The sequence below is a fragment of the Actomonas spartinae genome (genome assembly GCF_051209155.1).
Classification (GTDB): domain Bacteria; phylum Verrucomicrobiota; class Verrucomicrobiia; order Opitutales; family Opitutaceae; genus Actomonas.
The window spans coordinates 909,111-928,798 of record NZ_JBPJGB010000001.1 but is presented as its reverse complement, the minus strand read 5'-3'; the positions used below and the strand labels follow the sequence as shown (position 1 = coordinate 928,798).

17 protein-coding genes are annotated in these 19,688 nt (G+C 65.1%); 5 read left to right on the top strand and 12 right to left on the bottom strand.

Features of this window, described 5'->3' with window-relative positions; all coding sequences use genetic code 11:
• Positions 1-48: 48 nt before the first annotated feature.
• The 3 genes from AC0MRV_RS03685 (at position 49) to aroE (ending at position 2,693) form a co-directional block, all read left to right on the top strand.
• A complete protein-coding gene (locus tag AC0MRV_RS03685) occupies positions 49-756 on the top strand; it encodes a YggS family pyridoxal phosphate-dependent enzyme (protein ID WP_472763081.1) in 708 nt (235 codons plus the stop codon).
• Positions 757-848: 92 nt separating this feature from the next.
• Positions 849-1,715, top strand: a complete 867-nt coding sequence (locus AC0MRV_RS03680; RefSeq protein ID WP_472763080.1) for a transglutaminase-like domain-containing protein — start codon at positions 849-851, stop codon at positions 1,713-1,715.
• A 75-nt stretch (positions 1,716-1,790) separates the two neighbouring features.
• On the top strand, positions 1,791-2,693 hold the full coding sequence (gene aroE, locus AC0MRV_RS03675; protein ID WP_472763079.1) for a shikimate dehydrogenase: 903 nt from the start codon (positions 1,791-1,793) through the stop codon (positions 2,691-2,693).
• Positions 2,694-2,696: 3 nt separating this feature from the next.
• On the opposite strand, the gene AC0MRV_RS03670 is transcribed toward aroE, so the two are convergent.
• The 8 genes from AC0MRV_RS03670 to purN form a co-directional block, all read right to left on the bottom strand.
• Entirely contained in the window at positions 2,697-5,189 is a 2,493-nt protein-coding gene (locus AC0MRV_RS03670) for a hypothetical protein (RefSeq protein WP_472763078.1), read from the bottom strand.
• A gap of 68 nt (positions 5,190-5,257) precedes the next feature.
• Entirely contained in the window at positions 5,258-6,121 is an 864-nt protein-coding gene (locus AC0MRV_RS03665) for a 50S ribosomal protein L11 methyltransferase (protein WP_472763077.1), read from the bottom strand.
• 124 nt (positions 6,122-6,245) lie between these two features.
• Positions 6,246-7,634: a cell envelope integrity protein CreD gene (gene creD / locus AC0MRV_RS03660; protein ID WP_472763076.1), complete on the bottom strand. Its 1,389-nt coding sequence runs from the start codon at positions 7,632-7,634 to the stop codon at positions 6,246-6,248.
• 109 nt (positions 7,635-7,743) lie between these two features.
• Positions 7,744-9,132, bottom strand: a complete 1,389-nt coding sequence (locus tag AC0MRV_RS03655; protein WP_472763075.1) for an ATP-binding protein — start codon at positions 9,130-9,132, stop codon at positions 7,744-7,746.
• 1 nt (position 9,133) lies between these two features.
• Positions 9,134-9,856, bottom strand: coding sequence for a two-component system response regulator CreB (gene creB, locus AC0MRV_RS03650; RefSeq protein ID WP_472763074.1), 723 nt, complete (start codon positions 9,854-9,856; stop codon positions 9,134-9,136).
• Between the two features lie 10 nt (positions 9,857-9,866).
• Positions 9,867-10,553 (bottom strand): GOLPH3/VPS74 family protein, encoded by a 687-nt coding sequence (locus AC0MRV_RS03645; RefSeq protein ID WP_472763073.1) that lies wholly within the window; start codon positions 10,551-10,553, stop codon positions 9,867-9,869.
• Positions 10,554-10,573: 20 nt separating this feature from the next.
• Positions 10,574-11,524, bottom strand: coding sequence for an N-acetyl-gamma-glutamyl-phosphate reductase (gene argC, locus AC0MRV_RS03640; protein ID WP_472763072.1), 951 nt, complete (start codon positions 11,522-11,524; stop codon positions 10,574-10,576).
• Between the two features lie 9 nt (positions 11,525-11,533).
• A complete protein-coding gene (purN, locus tag AC0MRV_RS03635) occupies positions 11,534-12,130 on the bottom strand; it encodes a phosphoribosylglycinamide formyltransferase (RefSeq protein WP_472763071.1) in 597 nt (198 codons plus the stop codon).
• Between the two features lie 287 nt (positions 12,131-12,417).
• On the opposite strand from purN, the gene AC0MRV_RS03630 reads away from it, so the two are divergent.
• Positions 12,418-13,020 carry a hypothetical protein gene (locus tag AC0MRV_RS03630; RefSeq protein WP_472763070.1) on the top strand — a complete coding sequence of 201 codons (603 nt, stop codon included), beginning with the start codon at positions 12,418-12,420 and terminating at the stop codon, positions 13,018-13,020.
• A 102-nt stretch (positions 13,021-13,122) separates the two neighbouring features.
• Here the strand turns inward: AC0MRV_RS03630 and dnaJ are convergent, their stop codons facing one another.
• From dnaJ to AC0MRV_RS03610, 4 genes are read right to left on the bottom strand one after another with little or no spacing between them, the layout of a single operon-like run.
• Positions 13,123-14,301, bottom strand: coding sequence for a molecular chaperone DnaJ (gene dnaJ, locus AC0MRV_RS03625; protein WP_472763069.1), 1,179 nt, complete (start codon positions 14,299-14,301; stop codon positions 13,123-13,125).
• 23 nt (positions 14,302-14,324) lie between these two features.
• Positions 14,325-14,948: a nucleotide exchange factor GrpE gene (grpE, locus tag AC0MRV_RS03620; RefSeq protein WP_472763068.1), complete on the bottom strand. Its 624-nt coding sequence runs from the start codon at positions 14,946-14,948 to the stop codon at positions 14,325-14,327.
• A 30-nt stretch (positions 14,949-14,978) separates the two neighbouring features.
• Positions 14,979-15,770: a hypothetical protein gene (locus tag AC0MRV_RS03615; protein ID WP_472763067.1), complete on the bottom strand. Its 792-nt coding sequence runs from the start codon at positions 15,768-15,770 to the stop codon at positions 14,979-14,981.
• A 30-nt stretch (positions 15,771-15,800) separates the two neighbouring features.
• Positions 15,801-16,754 carry a type I phosphomannose isomerase catalytic subunit gene (locus AC0MRV_RS03610; protein ID WP_472763066.1) on the bottom strand — a complete coding sequence of 318 codons (954 nt, stop codon included), beginning with the start codon at positions 16,752-16,754 and terminating at the stop codon, positions 15,801-15,803.
• Between the two features lie 126 nt (positions 16,755-16,880).
• Here AC0MRV_RS03610 and AC0MRV_RS03605 point away from each other — a divergent pair, with 126 nt between their 5' ends.
• Positions 16,881-19,457: an FtsK/SpoIIIE family DNA translocase gene (locus AC0MRV_RS03605; protein ID WP_472763065.1), complete on the top strand. Its 2,577-nt coding sequence runs from the start codon at positions 16,881-16,883 to the stop codon at positions 19,455-19,457.
• The last annotated feature ends 231 nt before the right edge of the window (positions 19,458-19,688 follow it).

Genomic DNA, 19,688 nt, shown 5'->3' with positions numbered 1-19,688 from the left:
GCATCTATAAACGATGCTTATCGTCACGCAACCCATTAATAGGCCTGTATGATCCCAAGTTATGAGTCGTTCTCCCATCGTGCCGAGGCGGTGCTCGCCGAGATCGCGGCCGCCTGCGCGCAAGCCGGCCGCGACGCCGCGACCGTGGAGTTGCTCGCCGTGACCAAAACCCACGGCCCGTGGGCGCCGGCCTTCGCCGCCCGCTTCGGCCTGCGCGGCGTGGGCGAAAATCGGGTCCAGGAAGCCGTGGACAAGATGCCGCAGGTCGAGCTGCCGGCCGGCGTGACACCGCCCCGCTGGGAACTCATCGGCCACCTCCAGTCCAACAAGGCCAAGCTCGCCGTCGCCCACTTCGATCGCGTGCAAAGTGTCGACAGCCGCAAACTGCTCAACCGCCTTGATCGCGCCGCCGCCGAGCTCGAGCGCCCGCTCGCCGTGCTCCTGCAGGTCAACGCCGGCAACGACCCCGCCAAGTTCGGCGCCGACCTCGCCGACGCCCCCGCCCTGCTCGACCACGCCCTCACCTGCGCGCACCTCCGCGTCGAGGGTCTGATGACGATCGCCCCGCTCTCCGGCGACCCCGCCGTGGCCGAACGCACCTTTGCCAACCTGCGCACCCTGCGCGACGAACTCGCCGCCAGTCGCGATGTCGCCCTCCCCGAGCTCTCCATGGGCATGAGCGGCGACCTCACCGCCGCCGTCGCCGCCGGCAGCACCCAGGTGCGCATTGGCACCGCGTTATTCGGAACGCGCTAACCACACCGTCGCTGCGTTAAGCGCGCTAATCCCTCAACGGGCTGAGCGCACTTTTCTTGCCACAACTTCGCGGCACGTTTGTCTGAGGGTCCGTGGCCAACCCAACCCTCAGTCCCACGGAAAAAGCGGCCCTGCGCGACCTGCTTGACGATCCCAGTGAGAACGTCCGGCGCGGCCTGAACCGACACTTCGGTTCCCTCGGTCTCGTCGCCCGCGACTTCCTCCGTGAAATCGCCGACGGTTCCAACCGGCACCTTGCCTGGCACGCCCGGGCCTACTTGGAGGAGCTGAATTTCACCGATCCCGTCGGGGAGTTTCGCGAGTTCATTCACTCGCTCAACTACGAGCTCGAAACCGGCGCACTCCTGCTCGCCCGCACCGTGCGACCGCGCCTTGACGCCGGTGCCTGCTGCGAGGAGCTCGACCGCATCGCCGCCCGCTGCCGCGAACTCATCGTCGACCCCTCCTCCGCCCGCGAGAAGTGCCGCGTGATCAATCGCGTCCTGTATCACGAACTCGAATACCGCGGTAACGTCGAGCACTACACCGATCCCGACAACAGCTTCCTCGACCAGGTGCTGGACCGCCGTCGGGGCATCCCTATTTCGCTTTGCACCGTCTACCTGCTGGTCGCCGGTCGCCTGGGCGTCGACCTCGAACCGATCGGCCTGCCCGGCCACTTCATGATCGCCTGTTTCACTGACGGCGACCCGTTCTTCATCGACGCCTTCGACCGCGGTGTCTTCCGCTCACCGGAGGAGATTTTTGTTTTCCTCCGCGCGCACGACATGGCTCCGACCCTCGCCGATCTCGCGCCCACCCCCGTGCGCGAGGTCCTCTGCCGCAGTTGCCGCAACCTGGCCAACCACTACGAAAGCAAGGGCGACCACGATCACGCCGCGCTCTTCGACAGCTTCGTGACCGACTTCGAGGCCACCTACACGAAGAACATCATGTAGCGAAGGCGGCGCCGCCCGGCCGGAGCAACCAGCGGATTTGACAATCCGCTCCGCGCCCGGCGCACTCCGCACTCGATGGAGCCCGTCCTCACCCTCGCCGATCTCGACACCTGGTCCTTCCCCGGCACCGCCCTCGCCGTGCTCGGACACCCGATCAAGCACTCGATCAGCCCGCCGATGCACAACGCGGCCTTGGCCGCGATGGCGAGCGCCGACCCGCAGTTCGACACCTGGCGCTACGTGCGCTTCGACGTGCCGCCCGCCGACCTCCCGCTCGCCCTGGATCGACTCCACGCCGCCGGCTTCCACGGGCTGAACCTCACCGTGCCGCACAAGGTCCTCGCCTTCGACACCATCGCGATGGTCGACGCCACCGCCCGGCCCATCGGCGCCGTCAACACCCTGCGCCGCACCGCCGACGGTTGGCACGGCTACAACACCGACGGTTACGGTCTGGCCACCGCCGTGGCGGAGACCCTCGGTATCCAACTTTCGGACACGCCCGTCATCCTGCTGGGCGCGGGTGGTGCCGCCCGTGGCGCCGCGGTCGAATGTCTGACCCGAGCTTGCGCCTCCCTGCACATCGGCAACCGCACCGCCGCCAACCGCGACGCGCTGCTCGCCGATCTCCGCCCCCTCGCCGGCGACATTCCGCTGACCGGCTTTGCCCCGGCGGAACCGCCAACCGATTTACCGGCCAACGCCTTGGTCATCAACGCCACCAGCGCCGGCCTGCGTCCCGAAGATCCCCTGCCGATCGATCTGGGCGCGCTGCCGCGTCCGGCCGGCGTTTACGACATGATCTACAATCCGGCGGTGACACCCCTGCTGGCCCGCGCCGCCGAGCTGGAACTCCCGCACGCCAACGGCTTGGCCATGCTCATCCACCAAGGCGCCCGCTCACTGGAAATCTGGTCCGGGTCCACGGTGCCCGTCGAAGCCATGCGCACCGCGGCGTTGCAGGCGATTCAGCGCTAGATCCTAAGGCTCGCGACCGGTCATCCGGTCCACCTTGAAGAGCACACCGGGTTTCCAGTCGCCGCGGTCGACGAGGATTCCGAACCAGCCGTCCAACTCCGGCGACCAGGCATGAAACTGCGTGGGATTTGATCCCGCCGGTATGCCTTGCTGGAAGATGATTTCGATGCGGCCGCCGTTATACCAAACGAGCCGCGGCACGGGCAGGTTCCAATCGGCGTTGGTTTCCTCCGCCACAAACCCACCCCACCACTCGGCGATCCGACGTTTGCCGCGGAACCACAGTTCCCCGCCACGATCGATGCTGACGCCACGATCCGTAAGCCGGCCGTTGCGCACCACGAGCTCGATGTCGTCCACCCACTCCGGTGGGAAAATCGCCTCCCGCCAAGCTCGATCGACACCGGCGGTCTCTTCCGGTGACGGGGTTCGCAGCCGGGGTGCATATTGCGTTTTCGACGCGGTGTTCTGCACCCGCGGCAACAACCAACCGGCGGCCAACTTGCCGGCCGACGCCTCATCCAGCGCGACCGAGAAACGCGCGGGGCGCCCGAAGGTGTTGGCCTTGCACTTCGCGATCAGATGCGTCTCCCCCGCCGGCAAGGTGATGGTCTCACGCCACGGTTCGCCCAGGATCTCGTGGGTCTCGGTGTCGACCACCTGCACGATGAAGGTCGCCGCCAGCGCTTCATCGACGGGAGTGCCTTCCACTCGACTGAGCGAGAGATCGGCTTCGACCGAGTGGCTCGGTTCGAGGAACAGGAAGCCACCCGTGCCCTCAGTCAAACCGAGCACCGACCGGCTGTCCGGCGTGATCATCGCGTGGACCCCCGCCTCGACCACCACCAGTCGACCATCGAGATTGCCGCCAAAGCTGTTGATGACTTCCACCGCATCGTCGTTCGGCGGCAGGCCGTGCATCGCCTCGGCCCGACTGAATTCCCACATCACCAGGGTGCCAAAACGTTGTTTGAAGGATCGCCCGCTGATGAATGTGTTCATATCCCCCGGCAACGTTTCCCAGGCCGACATGCCGACCATGCCGTCGAAGGTGGAAGGATATGACAGCGCGTGTTTGAGAATCTTGAGCTCGGGTTCGCCGTAACCAAGGGCCGCCATCAAAAGCGGCAGGCCCTGGAGCGAACGACCCGGCCAAACACGCTCCAGCCACTCGACGCCCGAGCCAAAAAAGTAGGGATATTCGCCGTCCTTGCCGCTCGGGGCGATCACCTCGGCCAGCGATTCCAAGTCGCCAGCCATGTCTGGCGGGATACGGGTGCCGGCAAGATATTTAAAATCGTCCCCGGGCGTGGTGACTTCGCGGTAGGCCGCACGCGGTTCGGCGCTATGGCCAAACAGGGCCCGTTGCCCGAGCCATGCGGAATGCCAAAACACGCCGCCCAGCACCAGCATCGGCACCACCAGTCCCACCTGCACCTTCCACCCCTTGCGCGGCAAATCGTAGCCCAACCAGATGCCGAGGATGAGCACCATGCCGGCCGAAAAAGAAACGTAACCGATCTCGTAGTTCGTCAACAACAGCGCCTGCGTGCCGAACAAGGCCAGCGCCACCGCCCCGGCCAAGGCCAGACGATCCCACAGGCCGCGCCCCTTCCACGCCAGGATCGCCACCAGCAGCAGCCACCCGCCAAGGATCGCTCCCAACGGTTTTAGCGCCGCATGGTAAAAGTCGTTCACCGTTTCGAAATACAACTCGGGCGAGAAGATCGCGAACACGCTGTTTCCCCGGTCGCGGAACGCCGTGTCGATCACGCTGTAGCGCCACTGTTCCCACGTCGCGCCCGTCCACGCCAATTCGACTCCAAGCGGGACCACCAAGCCAAAGACCACCCAGGCCACCGCCGTAATCGCGACCCGCCCCCAGGCAGCCTGCCCCACCAGTCCGGCGCGCACCGTCCAAGCCAGCGCCACCGCGATCGCGATGCCGTGGAAGTTGAGCTTGTTCATCCCGCTCAACACCAACGCCACCGCCACCATCACGTTGAACGCGGCCTGCTCCCGCTTGAGCACCGGCGCCAACGCCCCGCACCACGCGATGGGGGCCAGCAGCAGGACGCCGACCGCGTTATACCAGATGATGGTATGCTGGCTCAGCGAGCCCACCACCAAAACCGCCGCCAGCAGCAACGCGACCGGAGCACTGAACCAGCGGCGCAGCATCACCACCAGCACCGGCAAGGCCACCGCGATCAACACTCCGTTGCCCCAGGTGAGAGCCAGGTAGTCCTGACCAAAAGCGCGATCAGACCAGTAGTTCAGCAGATAGCTGAAAGTTTGCAGCGGGGTAATGAAATCGACGAACGGCCGCTGCCCATCCGCCAAACGGCCCGACGAGACCATCATCAGGCCGTAGTCAAAAAAGTCCCGCAGCAGCGTCCGATTGCGCCACCACGGTGCCAGCACCAATCCCAGCGTGGCGATCGTCGCCAGCCACAGGCCCCAGTTTCTACGAATCGAACTCAGCGGATTACCCATCGAAACCGCGCAGCGCAGCGGACCGCAGGCTCAGCGTAAACCCAATTCGCGCTCCCCCATCGCGGCATTCAGGGACGCCAGAGCGCCACATCGGCCCATTCGCCCATCACGCGCACTTCCGTCCGCCAATCCGGCACCACCGCCGTGAACGCGTCGCGCACCTGCTCCACTTCGGGCGCCAGGATGCCGCTCAAGACCAGCAACCCACCCGGTGCCACCGCGCTCACCAACTCCGGCACAAACTGCATGAGCACGTGACCGAGGATATTGGCCATCACCAGGTCGCCCGGCTCACCGGCAAACCCGGTCACCAGATCGCCTTCGTAAAACGTGATCGCCGCTCCCAAACCGTTCAGTGCGGCGTTCTCCTCACACACGCTCAACACCTCCGGATCGTTGTCGAAGGCCCGCACGCCACGAAATCCCAGCCGCGCCGCCGAGATCGCCAGGATACCGGACCCGCAACCCGCATCAATCACCCGAGCGTCCGGCTTGGCCGTCTTCGCCCACTCCACCAAACGCTCGCAACACAGTCGCGTGGTCTCGTGGTTGCCGGTGCCAAAAGCCATGCCCGGGTCGAGCCAGATCGCCACGTGGCCTTCCGGCAGCGCATAGGTCTCGCGCTCCCACACCGGCACCCAATGCAAGGTCCCGCATTGCCACGGTTTGAAGTGCAGCTTGTAGGCGTCGCGCCACGCTTCGTCGGGCATCTCCCGCAATTCCATTTCGCCCGCGCCCGTGATCGACGGCGCCAGCCCGGACCAGCCCGCTTCCGCCTCCGCCCGACTCTCAAACACGCCGACGACCCACGCCGCCGGAATCAGCACATCGTGCATCACGCTCCAGCGCTCATCGCCTTGCTCCAACAACACGTCGTCGGTCGCGTCGACCTGTTCCACCGCCAGCGGCACCTTGATTTCCCAAAGACTCATGGGGCGACGAGAACGGCGCGCACCTGAACTGACAAGCCGTCTCGCGTCGGCGCCCGCCGCCGCGCCAATCGCACCGGCAGCAGGCCCAGCATCGCGCACCGCAGGCGGGGCAACCGGTAGACCTTCACGCCCGCCCCCTCCGCCCCGCGTCCGCGTCGTGCAATCGACCGAACTCATCGAACTGGAGATGCCTCGTCGCATACATCACCCCGCCCAGCAGCACAAACAACAGCGCCGTGCCCGAAACCAGAGACAGGTCCTCGAGCCGCAGCACGAGAAACAGGTAGGCGAAAATACCACCCAACAACACCGCCATGCCGCCCGCCTGCCTCCCCCCGCCCAGCACTGCCCGGGAGTAGCTCACGATCAATCCAGTCGTTGCCACCGCCGCCACCCCATAGGCCACGCCGAATCCCGTCAGCTCTGCCAGCGACAGCAGCGCCAGGAAGAACAGGCACAACGCCGCGCCAACCAGCAGGTAGTTGAGCAGGTGCAGCGAACGACCGCCCATCATCTCGGACAGAAAATACCCCGCATACACTGTCACCAAAAACAGGATACCATAGGTCACCGCCCGCTCGATCGCGCGATAGTCGGTCACCCCCGGCAGCAGGCTCACGCCAAAAGCGGCCTCCCGCAGCTTCGCGTCCATCCGCCAGTCCATGCCGGTTTCGCCCACCCACGCCGTCGGCACGCTACGGCCCAGCGGCCCGATGTCCCAAGTCGCCTGAAACCCGTCCTCGGTCACCGCCCGATTGCTCGGCAAACGGGCACCGACAAAACTCGGCGCAGTCGCGAGCGACTGCAGCGCCACGCTCATCGATTGCGCCAGCGGGGCCAGTTCCAGCGAACCACTGCCGTTCACCGCCAGCGCCAGCGTGAAGGTCCACGCCCGCTCGCCCGCCGCGACCGGCACGACGCCGTGCACGCCTACCGGCCAGACTTCGCTGCCGGTCCCGCCATCCAAAGCCACCTCCTGCCCCGACCAATTCAAGGACTCGACCACGTCCAACCCACCCGCGTGGCCCACCGGACACATCAACTCAGCCCGCGCCCAATCCACCGCAAAACGCGACGCATCCCAGTCCGTCGGCCATTCAAATCGCCCGCTAAAACGCAGCCGCCCCGTGTAGACCTGCGCCCGGTAAATCCCGCGCCGCAGCTCCTGCGGCATCAGCTCGCCACCCACCCGCAACTCGGCGGGTGCCAACCGCAGCCAAACGTCGCCTGACTCTGCCGCGCCCTCGCCCAACCGGCGCGCCGGCACACTCAGCACCGGACCCAACACCCGCTGCGGACCGCCCCATGCCTTGGTGATTTCGTTCACCACATCCTGATTGCGCTGCGCCCGCTCAACGCGCTTCGACTCGACCCACCACAACGGCACCTGCAGCAGCACGATCGCGGTCGCGATGGTGAGCAACTTGATCGCCAATCGGCGACGCGCCGACGAGTCAGGATTACGATGCGCCGAACCATCAGTCGGCAGGGGCGGAGGCGGTGTGGCATTCATCACCACCATCATGGCTCCCTTCCAAGAAACCCATGTGAAAGGAAGATGAAATCCCCAAGAAATCCTCTCCAGCCAATGTTCGTATTGCGAACATTGGGTCACACCTCGGTCACGCGGAGACCGCCACCGGCAGCCGCAGCCAAGCCCGGGTGCCGCCTTCCGGTCGGTTATCGAGCCCGGCTTCGCCCTCGTGCAATTGGGCGATCTCCTTCACGAAACTCAGTCCGAGCCCCGTGCTCTTCCGTCCACCGTCCGGTCGCGGCAGCGAGTAGAAGCGATCAAACACGCGTTCCTTCGCGAAGTCCGGCAGGCCCGGTCCGTCGTCACATACATCGATCACCGCCCACGCTGCCTCGCTCCGCACCGTGATCGCCACGCAGCCTGCGGCCGGGGAAAACGCGATCGCGTTTTGCACCAGATTCACAACCGCTTGAACGAGGAGAAAACGCTCGCCCTCCACGCAGAGCGCCGCCGCTGCGTTCAGCTCGACATTCAAGCTCAACCCCTTCGACCGCGCGTCCGGTTCCAGCGTCCCGACCGCCTCGGTCACCACCTCCGCCACCGGCACCCGATCGCGCGATTCCAGCCCTCGCTGCGCCTCCAGCGCGGTCAGCCGCAACATGCGATCGACGATGCCATGCAGACGATCCGCCTCCGCCCGCAGGTTGCCCAAAAACTTCTGCCGGTCTGCCTCGCCCATTTGATGTTCCTGCAAAAGCTCGGCCGCACCCCGAATTCCCGAAAGGGGTGCTTTCAATCCATGCGCCAGACTGTGCGTGTAGTGCTCAATGTAGTCCTTGCCCTCAAGCGCCCGCCGCATGCCTTCAAAGGCCTCGCCCACGGCCTCGATTTCCAAGGCCCGAGACGCCGGCGGACTCACTTTGCGGCCATCGCGCACCGCCACCGCATACGCCGCGAGCCGCTCCAGCGAACCCGTAAGTTTATTCGCCAACCACCACCCGAGTCCGAGCATCACCAGCGAGACCAACGTCGCGCCGCCCGCGAGCTTCTTGCGCTCTTCCCAGATCAGCGCGTTCACTGTGCGCAGCGGTCGCGACAAGATCACCCGACCGCGATGGCCGGTCTCGTCCTCCACCGCCGCCGCCACCCGTAGCCACCCGTCGTCCACGAAACGCTCGCGATCGATCAGGTAACTCAGGTCGGCCTTCGCGCTCTTGAAGCGCTGACTCGAGGAGTCCGCGGACACCTGCGGCGCCATCTGCGGCCGCGAATCAAACAAGCCCTCGCCGATCGCATCCTCGATCTCCAAGCGCATGCCCGTCCGCACCGCCGCCATCCGCGCGAAGACCCCGGGCCAATCCGACCGCGGTCGCGACGCCAAGGCCGCCGCCACCAGATCGGCCGACTCCTGCATCGTGCGCTCCAAAGACGACACGTAGCGCGGTCGCACTTCCGCCAACACGAACCGCATCAACACCGCCAACCCGACCGCCGAGGCGATCGCGTAAGTGCCGAAGATGGCGGTGCGGATCTTCATCTCAGCTCCCGGTCTCCGGACTCCACGAATAGCCCAAACCGCGATGCGTCTGAATCGGCGACACCGACTCGTCGATCGCACGCAGTTTCGCCCGCAACATCTTGATGTGCGCGTCCACCGTGCGATCCATGCTCGCGCCCGGATCTTCCCACACCGCCGCCATCAAGGAGTCGCGGGAAAACACCCGCCCCGGTCGCCGGGCCAGCACCACCAGCAATCGATACTCGTAGCGCGTGAGCTCCAGGCGCACCCCGCGGAAACGCACCGCGCACGCATCTTCGTCGATCGCGATCTGATCGGCGCCGTCCTTCGCCGCCGCCGTTTCACGCCGCTCGCTCAAACGACCGCGCCGCAGGATCGCCTTCACCCGCGCGGTCACTTCGCGCGGACTGAAGGGCTTGGTCACATAATCGTCGCCGCCGATTTCGAGGCCCACGATGCGATCGATCTCATCGTTGCGCGCCGTCAGAAAAATAATCGGCACATCGCTGCTACGCCGCACTCGTTTGCACCATTCGAAGCCGCTCACGTCCGGCAAACCGACATCGAGCAACACCAGAGCCGGCTCCTCCGCCGCCACCGCTTCAAGCCCCTCTCCACCCGTCAGACAATGCACCGGTTCAAAACCCTCCGTCCGCAAGGCATACACCAAGGTGTCGGCGATCGAGGGCTCGTCCTCGACGATCAGAATCCGCCTTTGCTGCGTCACACCGGGTCGCACCATGGTCGTGGAATCAGCTCGCCGCCGAGGCCGCCACCGAAGCCGCGATCACGACGACGAACGCCGCCTCAATCGACTCGATGACCTTGGCGGTGGTTTGGCCGATCACCGAGGATGCGATCAGGGCCTGGAGGTGCTTCTTGCGACTCCGCATTTCCCGCGCCCCAAAAATCCGCTTCAGGATGTCTCCCCGATGCAGGATCGACACGAGCACCGCGGTGCGCTCGTCGACCTTCGCGCCATCCTTGAAGATCGCCGCGTGCAAACGGGCCCGCAAAGCCTCTTCCGGTTTCGAATCGAGCTCCGGGTAGCGCTTTCGCGTGAACAGCCACAACACGGTTTCCTCGCTGGCACCCACGATGCCGCGCTGCTGCAGCCGCCGGGCGATGCGATGCTTCAAGTCCCGCGTTCCCGCGACCTTGTTCAACCAGTGGTCGAGCTGGCGCCGTTTCGCTGACGCTTTGATCTTCTGCAGCCACTCGTCCAGCAAAGCATCGCCGGTCGGCTTCAACGGCGCGGCGACGACAAAGTGCTTTTTCCCCTCGCGGGCCAGGCTGAGCCTCTCCTGCGCAAACGCCTCCGCGAGGACGGCGCCCGCCAGGAGCTGATCAAACCACTGCCCGCCCTTGATCGCGCCGGTTTGGCGCGAGAGCGCGAGGAGCATGATTTCTTCCGGCAGGCTGAGCGGGGGCTGGGGCATGCGCGGAACTACAGCAGGCCTCAGACCGTGAGTCCAGTGTCCTCCGCCAACCCGAGCCGCAGGTTCATGCACTGCACCGCCGAACCCGAAGCGCCTTTGCCCAGGTTGTCGATGCGCACGATCACCACCGCCTGCTCCTCGTGGCCAAACACCATCACATCGGCACGGTTGGTGCCGTTATTAGCCTGCACGTCGAGAAAACCCCCGTCCAACACCGCTGCATCACCGAGCGGCAGCACCTGCACAAAAGTCTGTCCGGCATAGGCCGCGCTCAGCGCCGCGTGCACGGTCGCCGGCGTCGGCGCGCCCGGCAGCTCGGTCAGCGCCAACGGCATCGTCACCGCGAGCCCTTGGCGAAAGGTGCCCACGACCGGATTGAACAGCGGCGCAAAACGCAGCCCCGAGTGCTTCGTCATCTCCGGCAGGTGTTTGTGTTTCAACCCCAGCGCGTAGGGCCGCGGGCTGTCCAGTTTCGGCGAGCGATCCGGCGCCTCGAACTCCGCGATCATTTTCTTCCCGCCGCCGCTGTAGCCGGTGATGGAAAAGCAGCTCAAGCGCGTATCCGCCGGCACGATACCGGCGTTCACCAGCGGCGTGATGCCGAGCAGAAAGGCACCCGCATGACAGCCGATGTTGGCAATGCGGTTCGACGTCGTCAGCCGTTCCCGAAAAGCCGGGCCGAGCTCCGGTAGCCCGTAGGCCCAAGCCGGGTCAACGCGGTGCGCCGTGCTGGCGTCGATCACCACCGTATCCGGGTTCGTGACCAGCGCGGCCGACTCCTTGGCCGCGTCATCGGGCAGACAGAGGAACGCCACATCGGCCGCGTTAAGGCACGCCGCGCGCGCGGCCGGATCCTTGCGCAACTCGGGGTCAATCGTGATGAGCTCCAAGTCCGGGCGATCGGCGAGTCGCTCGTGAATCTGCAACCCGGTCGTGCCTTCGGAACCGTCGATGAAAACTTTGTGCGCCATGGCCAGTAGTTAGCGGTCGGTTGCTTCGTCGGCGCAAGCTTCGCTCAGCCGCGCGATCACCGCCGGCAGGAGTTGATGCTCCGCCGCGTGGATTTTTTGGGCAAACGTCTCAAGCGTGTCGGAAGGATCGATGTGCACCGGCGCCTGATCGATGATCGGACCGCCATCCACTTCGGCGGTCACGTAATGCACCGTGCAGCCGGACACCTTCACGCCCCGGCGCCAAGCCTGCCCGATGCCGTCGAGGCCCGGGAAACTCGGCAACAGGCTCGGGTGCAGGTTGATGATCTTACCGGCAAACTCCGCGATGAAACGCGGTTTGATCACGCGCATGAAACCGGCCAGCACGATCAGGTCCGGCTGCAGCGCCGCGATCGTCTCAATGTAGAGGTCCTCCCCGGCGCCTTCGAGCTTGGTCTTGAACGGCGCCGGATCGAGGTAGCGCGCCGGCACCCCGTATTTTTCGCCCAACGCCAGCATGCCGGCCTGCGGCTGATCGACGATGAGTTGCACCACCTCGGCCCGCCCGAGTTGACCCGCCTGTTGGGCGCCAAGAATGGCATCGGCATTGGAGCCGCGACCGGAACCGAGAATGACTACGCGCATCCCGCAAGACCGGCCCGCTTGCCAGCGCATGGCAATGCCGATCGCCCATTCATCGGTGTCGCAAATCAGCTGCTGCTACACCGGTTTCGATCCGCGCAATTGCCCGCATTTTTTTGCCAAACAGCGACTTGCGTAAGCCCTTGAATCAACGGCCGGCGACTTCGCCGTCACCACAATGTTCCGCCCTTGTCATAAATTATTTTCATTGAACGCCGCTGCGAAGGCCCTACCGACGACGCCCCCCGGATCTGCGATTCGGACTCAAAACCTAAAACAGAAAATAATCCATGAATCCTTATAAACTCTTCGGTTCGTTCATCGCCGCCGCGGTGGTGAGCAGCTCCGTCTTCGCGCAAAGCACCGCACCGGCGGTCAACGCCAGCCTCCGCGGCGTGCGCGTCGCCGAACTCGGTTTCGGCTTCGTCAACCCGAACCACTCGGGCCTCAATGTCTACGCGACCAACCTCAGCGCCAACCTCCCCATCTCGACCAACCTCGATCTCGGTGCCGCGCTCACCCACAGCTGGGTCGAGGCCAACTCGTCCGTCGACGCCACCACGCTCGAAGTCAGCGCCACCGCGTGGCAGGACTTCGCCGCCGCCCGCGGTTTCGCCACTGTGTCGCTCGGCTACGGTTGGCTGCCGGCTCCCTTGGACGACGACTGGATGTGGGGCGCGCGAGTGGGCGCGGAGTTCGATCTGAGCGCCAAGTTCACCGCCGTGCTCAGCACCGGCTACGACGCCTCCTTCGACAATGCCGACGAAGGCTCCTTCGACGGCACCCTGCGCCTCAACTACCGCGCCAGCGACAAGCTTCTCCCTTACGTGGAAGTGAGCAACATCGAGGGGGGCGACTGGGGCGCTGCAATCGGCGTCGCCTGGGCCTTCTGAATTCGCCCGACCGAATCCGTTCGGCTCGTTGAGTTAGCTTGATCCAAACCAAAACGCCGGCCCCGCGGGGCCGGCGTTTCGTATTCAGAGAACCGTGACGGATCAGAAGAACTTCTTCGCCTTCTCGAACCAACTTTCTTCGGTCGGCTGATCGGCGTCGCCGCTGACCTTGGCAAACTCCTCGAGCAGGCGACGCTGTTCGTCGGTCAGCTTTTTCGGCACCTCGACGTGCACGCGCACGAGTTGGTCGCCCTGAGCGCCCCCACTGCGCAGTGAGGGCATGCCCTTGCCGCGCAGGCGGAAGGTCGTGCCGCTCTGGGTTGCGGCCGGGATTTTGAGCGAGGCTTTGCCGAACAAGGTCGGCACTTCGATGGTGCCCCCGAGCGTCGCCAAGGTGAACTTGATCGGAATCTCGCAGAAGAGGTCCTGACCGTGCCGTTCGAAGATCTCATGATCTTTGACCGAGAGCACGATGTAGAGGTCGCCGGGCTGGCCGCCCGCGACGCCTGCTTCGCCATTGCCGACGGAGCGCAGGCGCGAGCCGGTGTCGACGCCGGGCGGAATCTTGACGTTGATCTTCGCGGTCTTCGCTTCGCGACCTTCACCGCGGCAGCGGGCACAGGTCTTTTCGATCTTGCTGCCGGAGCCGCCGCAGGTCGGGCAGGTCTGGCGGAAGGTGATGATGCCGCCACTGCGGCGCACCTGGCCAACGCCGCCGCAGGTCGGGCAGGTGACGCGCTTCGAGCCCGGCTCGGCGCCACTGCCATCGCAGCGTTCGCAGGCCATGGCCTTGCGGAAGGACAGTTCCTTTTCGACGCCTTTGGCCGCCTCTTCGAGCGAGATCTCGAGGTCGTAGCGCAGGTCCGAGCCATCGTGGCCACCGGAACCACCACCGCCGCCTCCGCCGAACATTTCGTCGAAGATGCCGCCGCCTCCGCCACCACCTCCGCCGCCGAAGACTTCGCGGAAGATGTCGAAGGGGTCGTGGAAACCACCGCCGCCGCCACCGAAACCTCCCATGCCGCCCGGACCACGACCGGCCCCGGCGCCACCGTTTTCAAATGCGGCGTGACCGTAACGATCGTAGGCCGCGCGCTTTTGCGGGTCCTTGAGCACTTCGTAGGCGTGGGAGATCTCCTTGAACTTCTCCTCGGCTGCGGCGTCGCCCGGATTTTTGTCCGGGTGGTATTTCACCGCCTGCTTGCGGTAGGCCTTCTTGAGGTCGCCTTCGGAGACGTCGCGGGAGACGCCGAGCAGCTCGTAATAATCGGTTTTCGCCATGGTGTGGTGGGGACGGGCGGGGCTCAGGCTTTCGCGTCATCCGCGGCCGGGCCGCCGGAAACGATGACCGACGCCGGGCGCAGGAGCCGACCGTTGAGGGTGTAGCCGACGCGAATGACCTGGATCACCTTGCCCTCCTCGACCTCTTCGCTGGCTTGCTGCGACATGGCTTCGTGGAGGTTGGGATCAAAGGTCTCGCCGGCGGGACTGACCTCCTTGAGGCCGTGGTTGCCGAGGGCGGATTTAAATTGGTTGGCCACCATCTCAACGCCGTCGGCCAGCGATTTGAGCTCGGCGTTGGGCGCCTTGGCGGCGGTGAGGGCAAAACCGAGGTTGTCGAGCACCGGCATGAGTTCCTCGACAACGTTGGCGGCCGCGAAAGCGCGCAGGTCGTCGCGCTCCCGGGCGGTGCGACGACGGAAATTCTCGAGATCGGCCACGGCACGCAGGTGCGCCTCCTTGGCGGCGGCGGCATCCTGGCGCGCTTTCTCGAGCAGCTCTTCGAGGGTCGGCTCGGTGGTCTCCTCCGCCGCGGTTTCCGGCGTCGGTTCGGCGGCCGGTTGCGAGGCCTCGGCGCCGTTGGTTTCGGGCGTGGAGACGGGCTCTTGGGGCTCGGTGGAATCGTTCTTGGACGCGGTATCGTTCATTGCAAAGCGCCCAATAAGCTATGCCTCGGCCTATTGTTCAAGTGTTCGGAAGAAGGAATTCAGCGCGCCGCCCGCTTTCTGCAGGAGCCTTTGCAGGGCATTGCCGCCCGCCTCGTCGCCTGAAATCGCATCACTGGCAAGCAGCGCGCGCCACAGCGCCGGCGATTTCGCGAGACGCGTCACCAGCTCCGTCGAGAGCAGGTCCTCCCAGCGGCGCACGTTCTGATAGTCACCCTCGAACTCGAGCTGCTCGGCCAGACGCTCGAGCGTCGCGTGCCCGGGTTGCAGCACCTCCACCAACCCCACCTTCAGGTGCAGGCGGCGCACGAGCACCGACTGCGGTCCCTCGCCGAGCCCCGGGAATCCGGCCACCGCGCGGCGCGACACCGGGCCGACCTCGGGCGGCAAGGACAGGGCAAAGCCTTCACCAAAGGCCTGCGCGTTGGTGCTGCCGTCCGGCGCGATGATGACGACCAAGTGATCGATCTCGACGGTCAGCTCATCGAGCACGAGTTCCTCTCGGGTGGCCGAGAGCGGCTCCAGCCGACCGGAGAACTGCGCCAGCCGGACAAAGGGGCCTCCGCCCCAGATGCCCGGGTTGTCGATCGCCACCTCGCCGCCGCTGAAACGTCCAGAGAAGGGGTTGACCGCCAAGCGACCGATGTCGGTCGCAAAGCCACTGCGCGACACCAGCACGCGCTCAATGCCCACCGGCAACAGCAGCATCCAACCGAGCGTCGCCGTGGCGCCGACCACCGCCATGAAGACAATGAGTTTGCCCAGGGCACCACCACGAACGGAGGGGCGGGTTGTCAGGCGCATGCGGAGGAGGCGGCGGCGAGCCGGCGAGGCTCAGGCAAAGTTTTCGGTGATGAGCAGCAGCGCCTCTTCTGTCGCCGTGAGCGTGAAGTCGCCCGCGTAAGGCAACAGGGCGTTGTCGCCCTGGGTGAGCGTGTCACCGGCAGCACCGTTAATCGTGACCGCACCGCTGACGACGCTGACAAGCCGCGGTTGTTCGCCCGCTGAGAAACTCACGGCCTCGCCGGCGGCCAAGGGCACGCGACGGATGCGAAATTCCTGACTGTCGGCGATGACCGCGGCCTCGCGGACTGCCCGAATCGGCTCCGGTTCAAAAAAGTCCCAGTCGATCGACGCCAACGATTCCGCGATGTGCAATTGCCGCGGTTTGCCGTCGAGACCCATGCGGCCCCAGTCGTAGACGCGGTAGGTCGTGTCGGAATTTTGCTGGATCTCCAGGATGAGGTTGCCGCCATCAATAGCGTGCACCGTGCCACTGCGCACGAGGATCGAATCGCCCGCCTGCACCGGGAAACGGTGCACGCAGGACTCGAGCGTGTTGTCCACCAACGCCGCCGCAAACGAGCCGCGGGTCGCGCCGTTTTTCAGGCCGACGATCAGACCGGCATCGCCCGAGGTCTCGGCGATATACCAGTTTTCCGTCTTCGGCTCGCCGCCCATCGCCGGGGCGATCTCCGCCGGCGGATGCACCTGCAGGCTGAGCCGTTCGCGGCAGTCGAGCCACTTGATCAGAATCGGAAACGGGCGATCCACCGGGTAGTCCGGCCCCATCAGGTCGGCACCATGGCGCGCGATGGCGTCGCGTAGACTCACCCCGTCCAACGCACCGCCGACCAGAACCGACTGGGCCTCCGGACGGTCCACCACCTCCCAACTTTCTCCGATCGGGCCCTCGCGCGGCAAGGTGCGCCCAAGAGCGGTTTCCAGAACCCGACCGCCCCAGACGCGGTCTTGGTAAAGCGGTTGAAAGCGAATGACTTCTTTCATGTTAACAGAGCGTATAAATCCAAAACGACCCAGTGGGGTATTTACATTTGACCGGTCCACTGGCAGAGCTGAAATCCCCGCAGTCGCCGCTTGGCGGTGACCCGTGCCGCGGGAGCTTCAACAGACATGGCCAAGTCCAAGACTTCAAACTCAAAGACCCGACGACCGACTGGCTTTCAGCCGCCGCGCTACCGGCCGGCCTGGATGGTCGCCGTGTTGTGCCTGCTGCTCGGACTCTGGCTCACCGTCGCCTACCTCGACTACGACCCGCTGCAACAAGGCTACCTGCCCACCAACGACACGGCCTCCACCGATCGGAATCTGGTCGGCAAGATTGGTGCCGACGTTGCGCGCGTGAGTTTCGGATGGTTCGGTTTGGGGGCCTGGCTCATCCCGGCCTTCTCCTTTTGGTCGCTCTGGGTCGCGGTTCGCAACGCTCGTCGCCTCGCCTTCACTCGCTTCAGTGCGATGCTGCTCGCAATCGCCTCGGGATGCGGCGTCGCCGCGATGTTCAAGTTCGACTCCCTCGCCGACAGTCAATTTTTCCCCGGCGGCCGCCTCGGCGGCGTGCTCGGTCACTGGATTTACGACGACCTGCTCTTCGGTAGCGTGGGCGTCTTTGGCTCCGCCTCCCTGCTCACGACCATCTACGTCGTGGCCCTGGTGTTCATCTTCACTCGCGACATCGCCTCGCAGTTCGAACGCGCCATCGCCGGCTACCACGACTGGCGGGCCAACCGCGCCGAACGCGCTGCCGAACGCAAAGAGGAAAAGCGCCTCGCCAAGGAGGCCAAAGCCAAGGCCAAGGAGGAGGAAAAACTCGCCCGCGAAGAAGCCAAGCAGCTGGAGAAAGATCGCATCGCCGCCGAAAAGGCCGCCAAGAAAGACGCCAAGAAGGCCGGCGCCGCCGTCGCCGCCAAAGACATCAAACTCGCCCCCGGCACCAGCACCGACGACCCCTTGGCCAAGGCGCCGGCCAAACGCGCCGCACCTCCCCCCGAACCCGAGCCCGAGCCGGAACCCGAGCCCGAGCCCAAGACGCCCCCCAAGGTCATCGGCCTCACCCTCGGCAAACCCTCCGGCACCGGCGACACTCAGTCGCCCGCCGAGGGCAAGAAGCTCGAACTCCAAATCGTCAAAGCCGAGGAGCTCAAGAAGGCCCGCGGCATCAACACACCGAAGTCCGAGGGCAACTACCGCTTCCCCCCCCTCAAGCTACTCGCCGATCCCGCCACGCCCCACGAGGACAACACCGAGGAAGAGCACCAGCGCAACGCCGAGAACCTCCTGCGCATCCTCGAGGAATTTAACGTGAAGGTCTCGCTCGGCGAGATCCACGTCGGCCCCGTCATCACCCGCTACGAGGTCGTGCCCGCCCCCGGCGTGCGCGTTGAAAAGATCGCCGGCCTCGACAAGAACATCGCCCTCGGCATGCGCGCCCAGTCCGTGCGCATCCTCGCCCCCATCCCCGGCAAGGCCGCGGTCGGTGTGGAAGTGCCCAACCAGCACCCCACCCCGGTCGGCATGCGCGAGATTCTCGAGTCGACCGATTGGAACAGCCACAAGGCCGAACTGCCCATCGCCCTCGGCAAGGACGTTTCCGGCAAACCGCTCGTCTCCGACCTCGCCAAGATGCCTCACTTGCTGATCGCCGGCGCCACCGGCTCGGGCAAATCGGTCTGCATCAACTCCATCGTCGCCTCGATCGTGTATTCAAAGACTCCCGACGAAGTGCGCCTGATCATGGTCGACCCGAAGGTCGTGGAGTTGAAGGTGTTCAACACCCTGCCCCACATGCTCATCCCGGTGGTCACATCGCCGAAGATGGTGCCCGGCGCGCTCAAGTGGCTGCTCGCCGAGATGGAGACCCGTTACCAGTATTTCGCCAAGTGCAACGTCCGTAACATCATCGGTTTCAACAACCGGAAGAAAAAGAACGCCGCCCCCGACCTGCCCGAGCCACCTCCGGACCAGGCCGGCCTGCCCGGCGTCGATCCCGCGCTCGACGACGAGTTGGAAGTCCCGGACAAGCTGCCCTACATCGTCGCCATCATCGACGAGTTGGCCGACCTCATGATGGTCGCCCCGGCCGAGATTGAGACGTCCATTGCCCGCCTCGCCCAGCTCGCCCGCGCCGCCGGCATTCACCTCATCATCGCCACCCAGCGCCCGTCGGTGAACGTCATCACCGGCGTCATCAAAGCCAACCTCCCTTCCCGCATCGCCTTCCAGGTCGCATCGCAGATCGACTCCCGCACCATCCTCGACACCAAGGGCGCCGACAACCTCATCGGTCGCGGCGACATGCTCTTCTCCCCGCCCGGCACCGCGCGGCTCGTCCGCTCCCAAGGCGCCTTCGTGTCCGACGATGAAGTCATGAGCATCGTCGAGTTCATGCAGCAGCACAACGGCCTGCCCATCTACAAGCAGGACGTGCAGGAACAGATCGACCGCGCCGGTTCGGACGACGATGGCGACAGCGGCGGCGACAGCGACCTCGGCGACGACGAGGAGCTCTTCCAGCAGGCCCTCGGCGTGCTCAAATCCAGCAAGCGCGCCTCCACCTCCAACATCCAGCGCCGCCTGCGCATCGGCTACAACCGCGCCGCCCGCATCATGGACCTCATGGAGGACAAGGGCATCGTCGGACCGGAAAACGGTTCCAGCCCGCGTGAGATTCTGGTCGACTTGGACAGCTTGTGAGGCGCGCCCGGCGCGCCGCCTCATTATTCTTTCCTCTTTATCTTTCTCTTTCTCCTCATCGAGCGATACTCGCCCGCAGCCAAAACTGGCGACGCTCCTCGTCGTCAGAGAAAGATAAAGAGAAAGACGAAAGAGAAAGATCCGCTCCGATTATTGCGGACGCAGCAGGCTCCCTTACCCCACTTTTTCACGACTTTCCCGTATTTCGTGATTTCTAACTCCGCCCCAAAT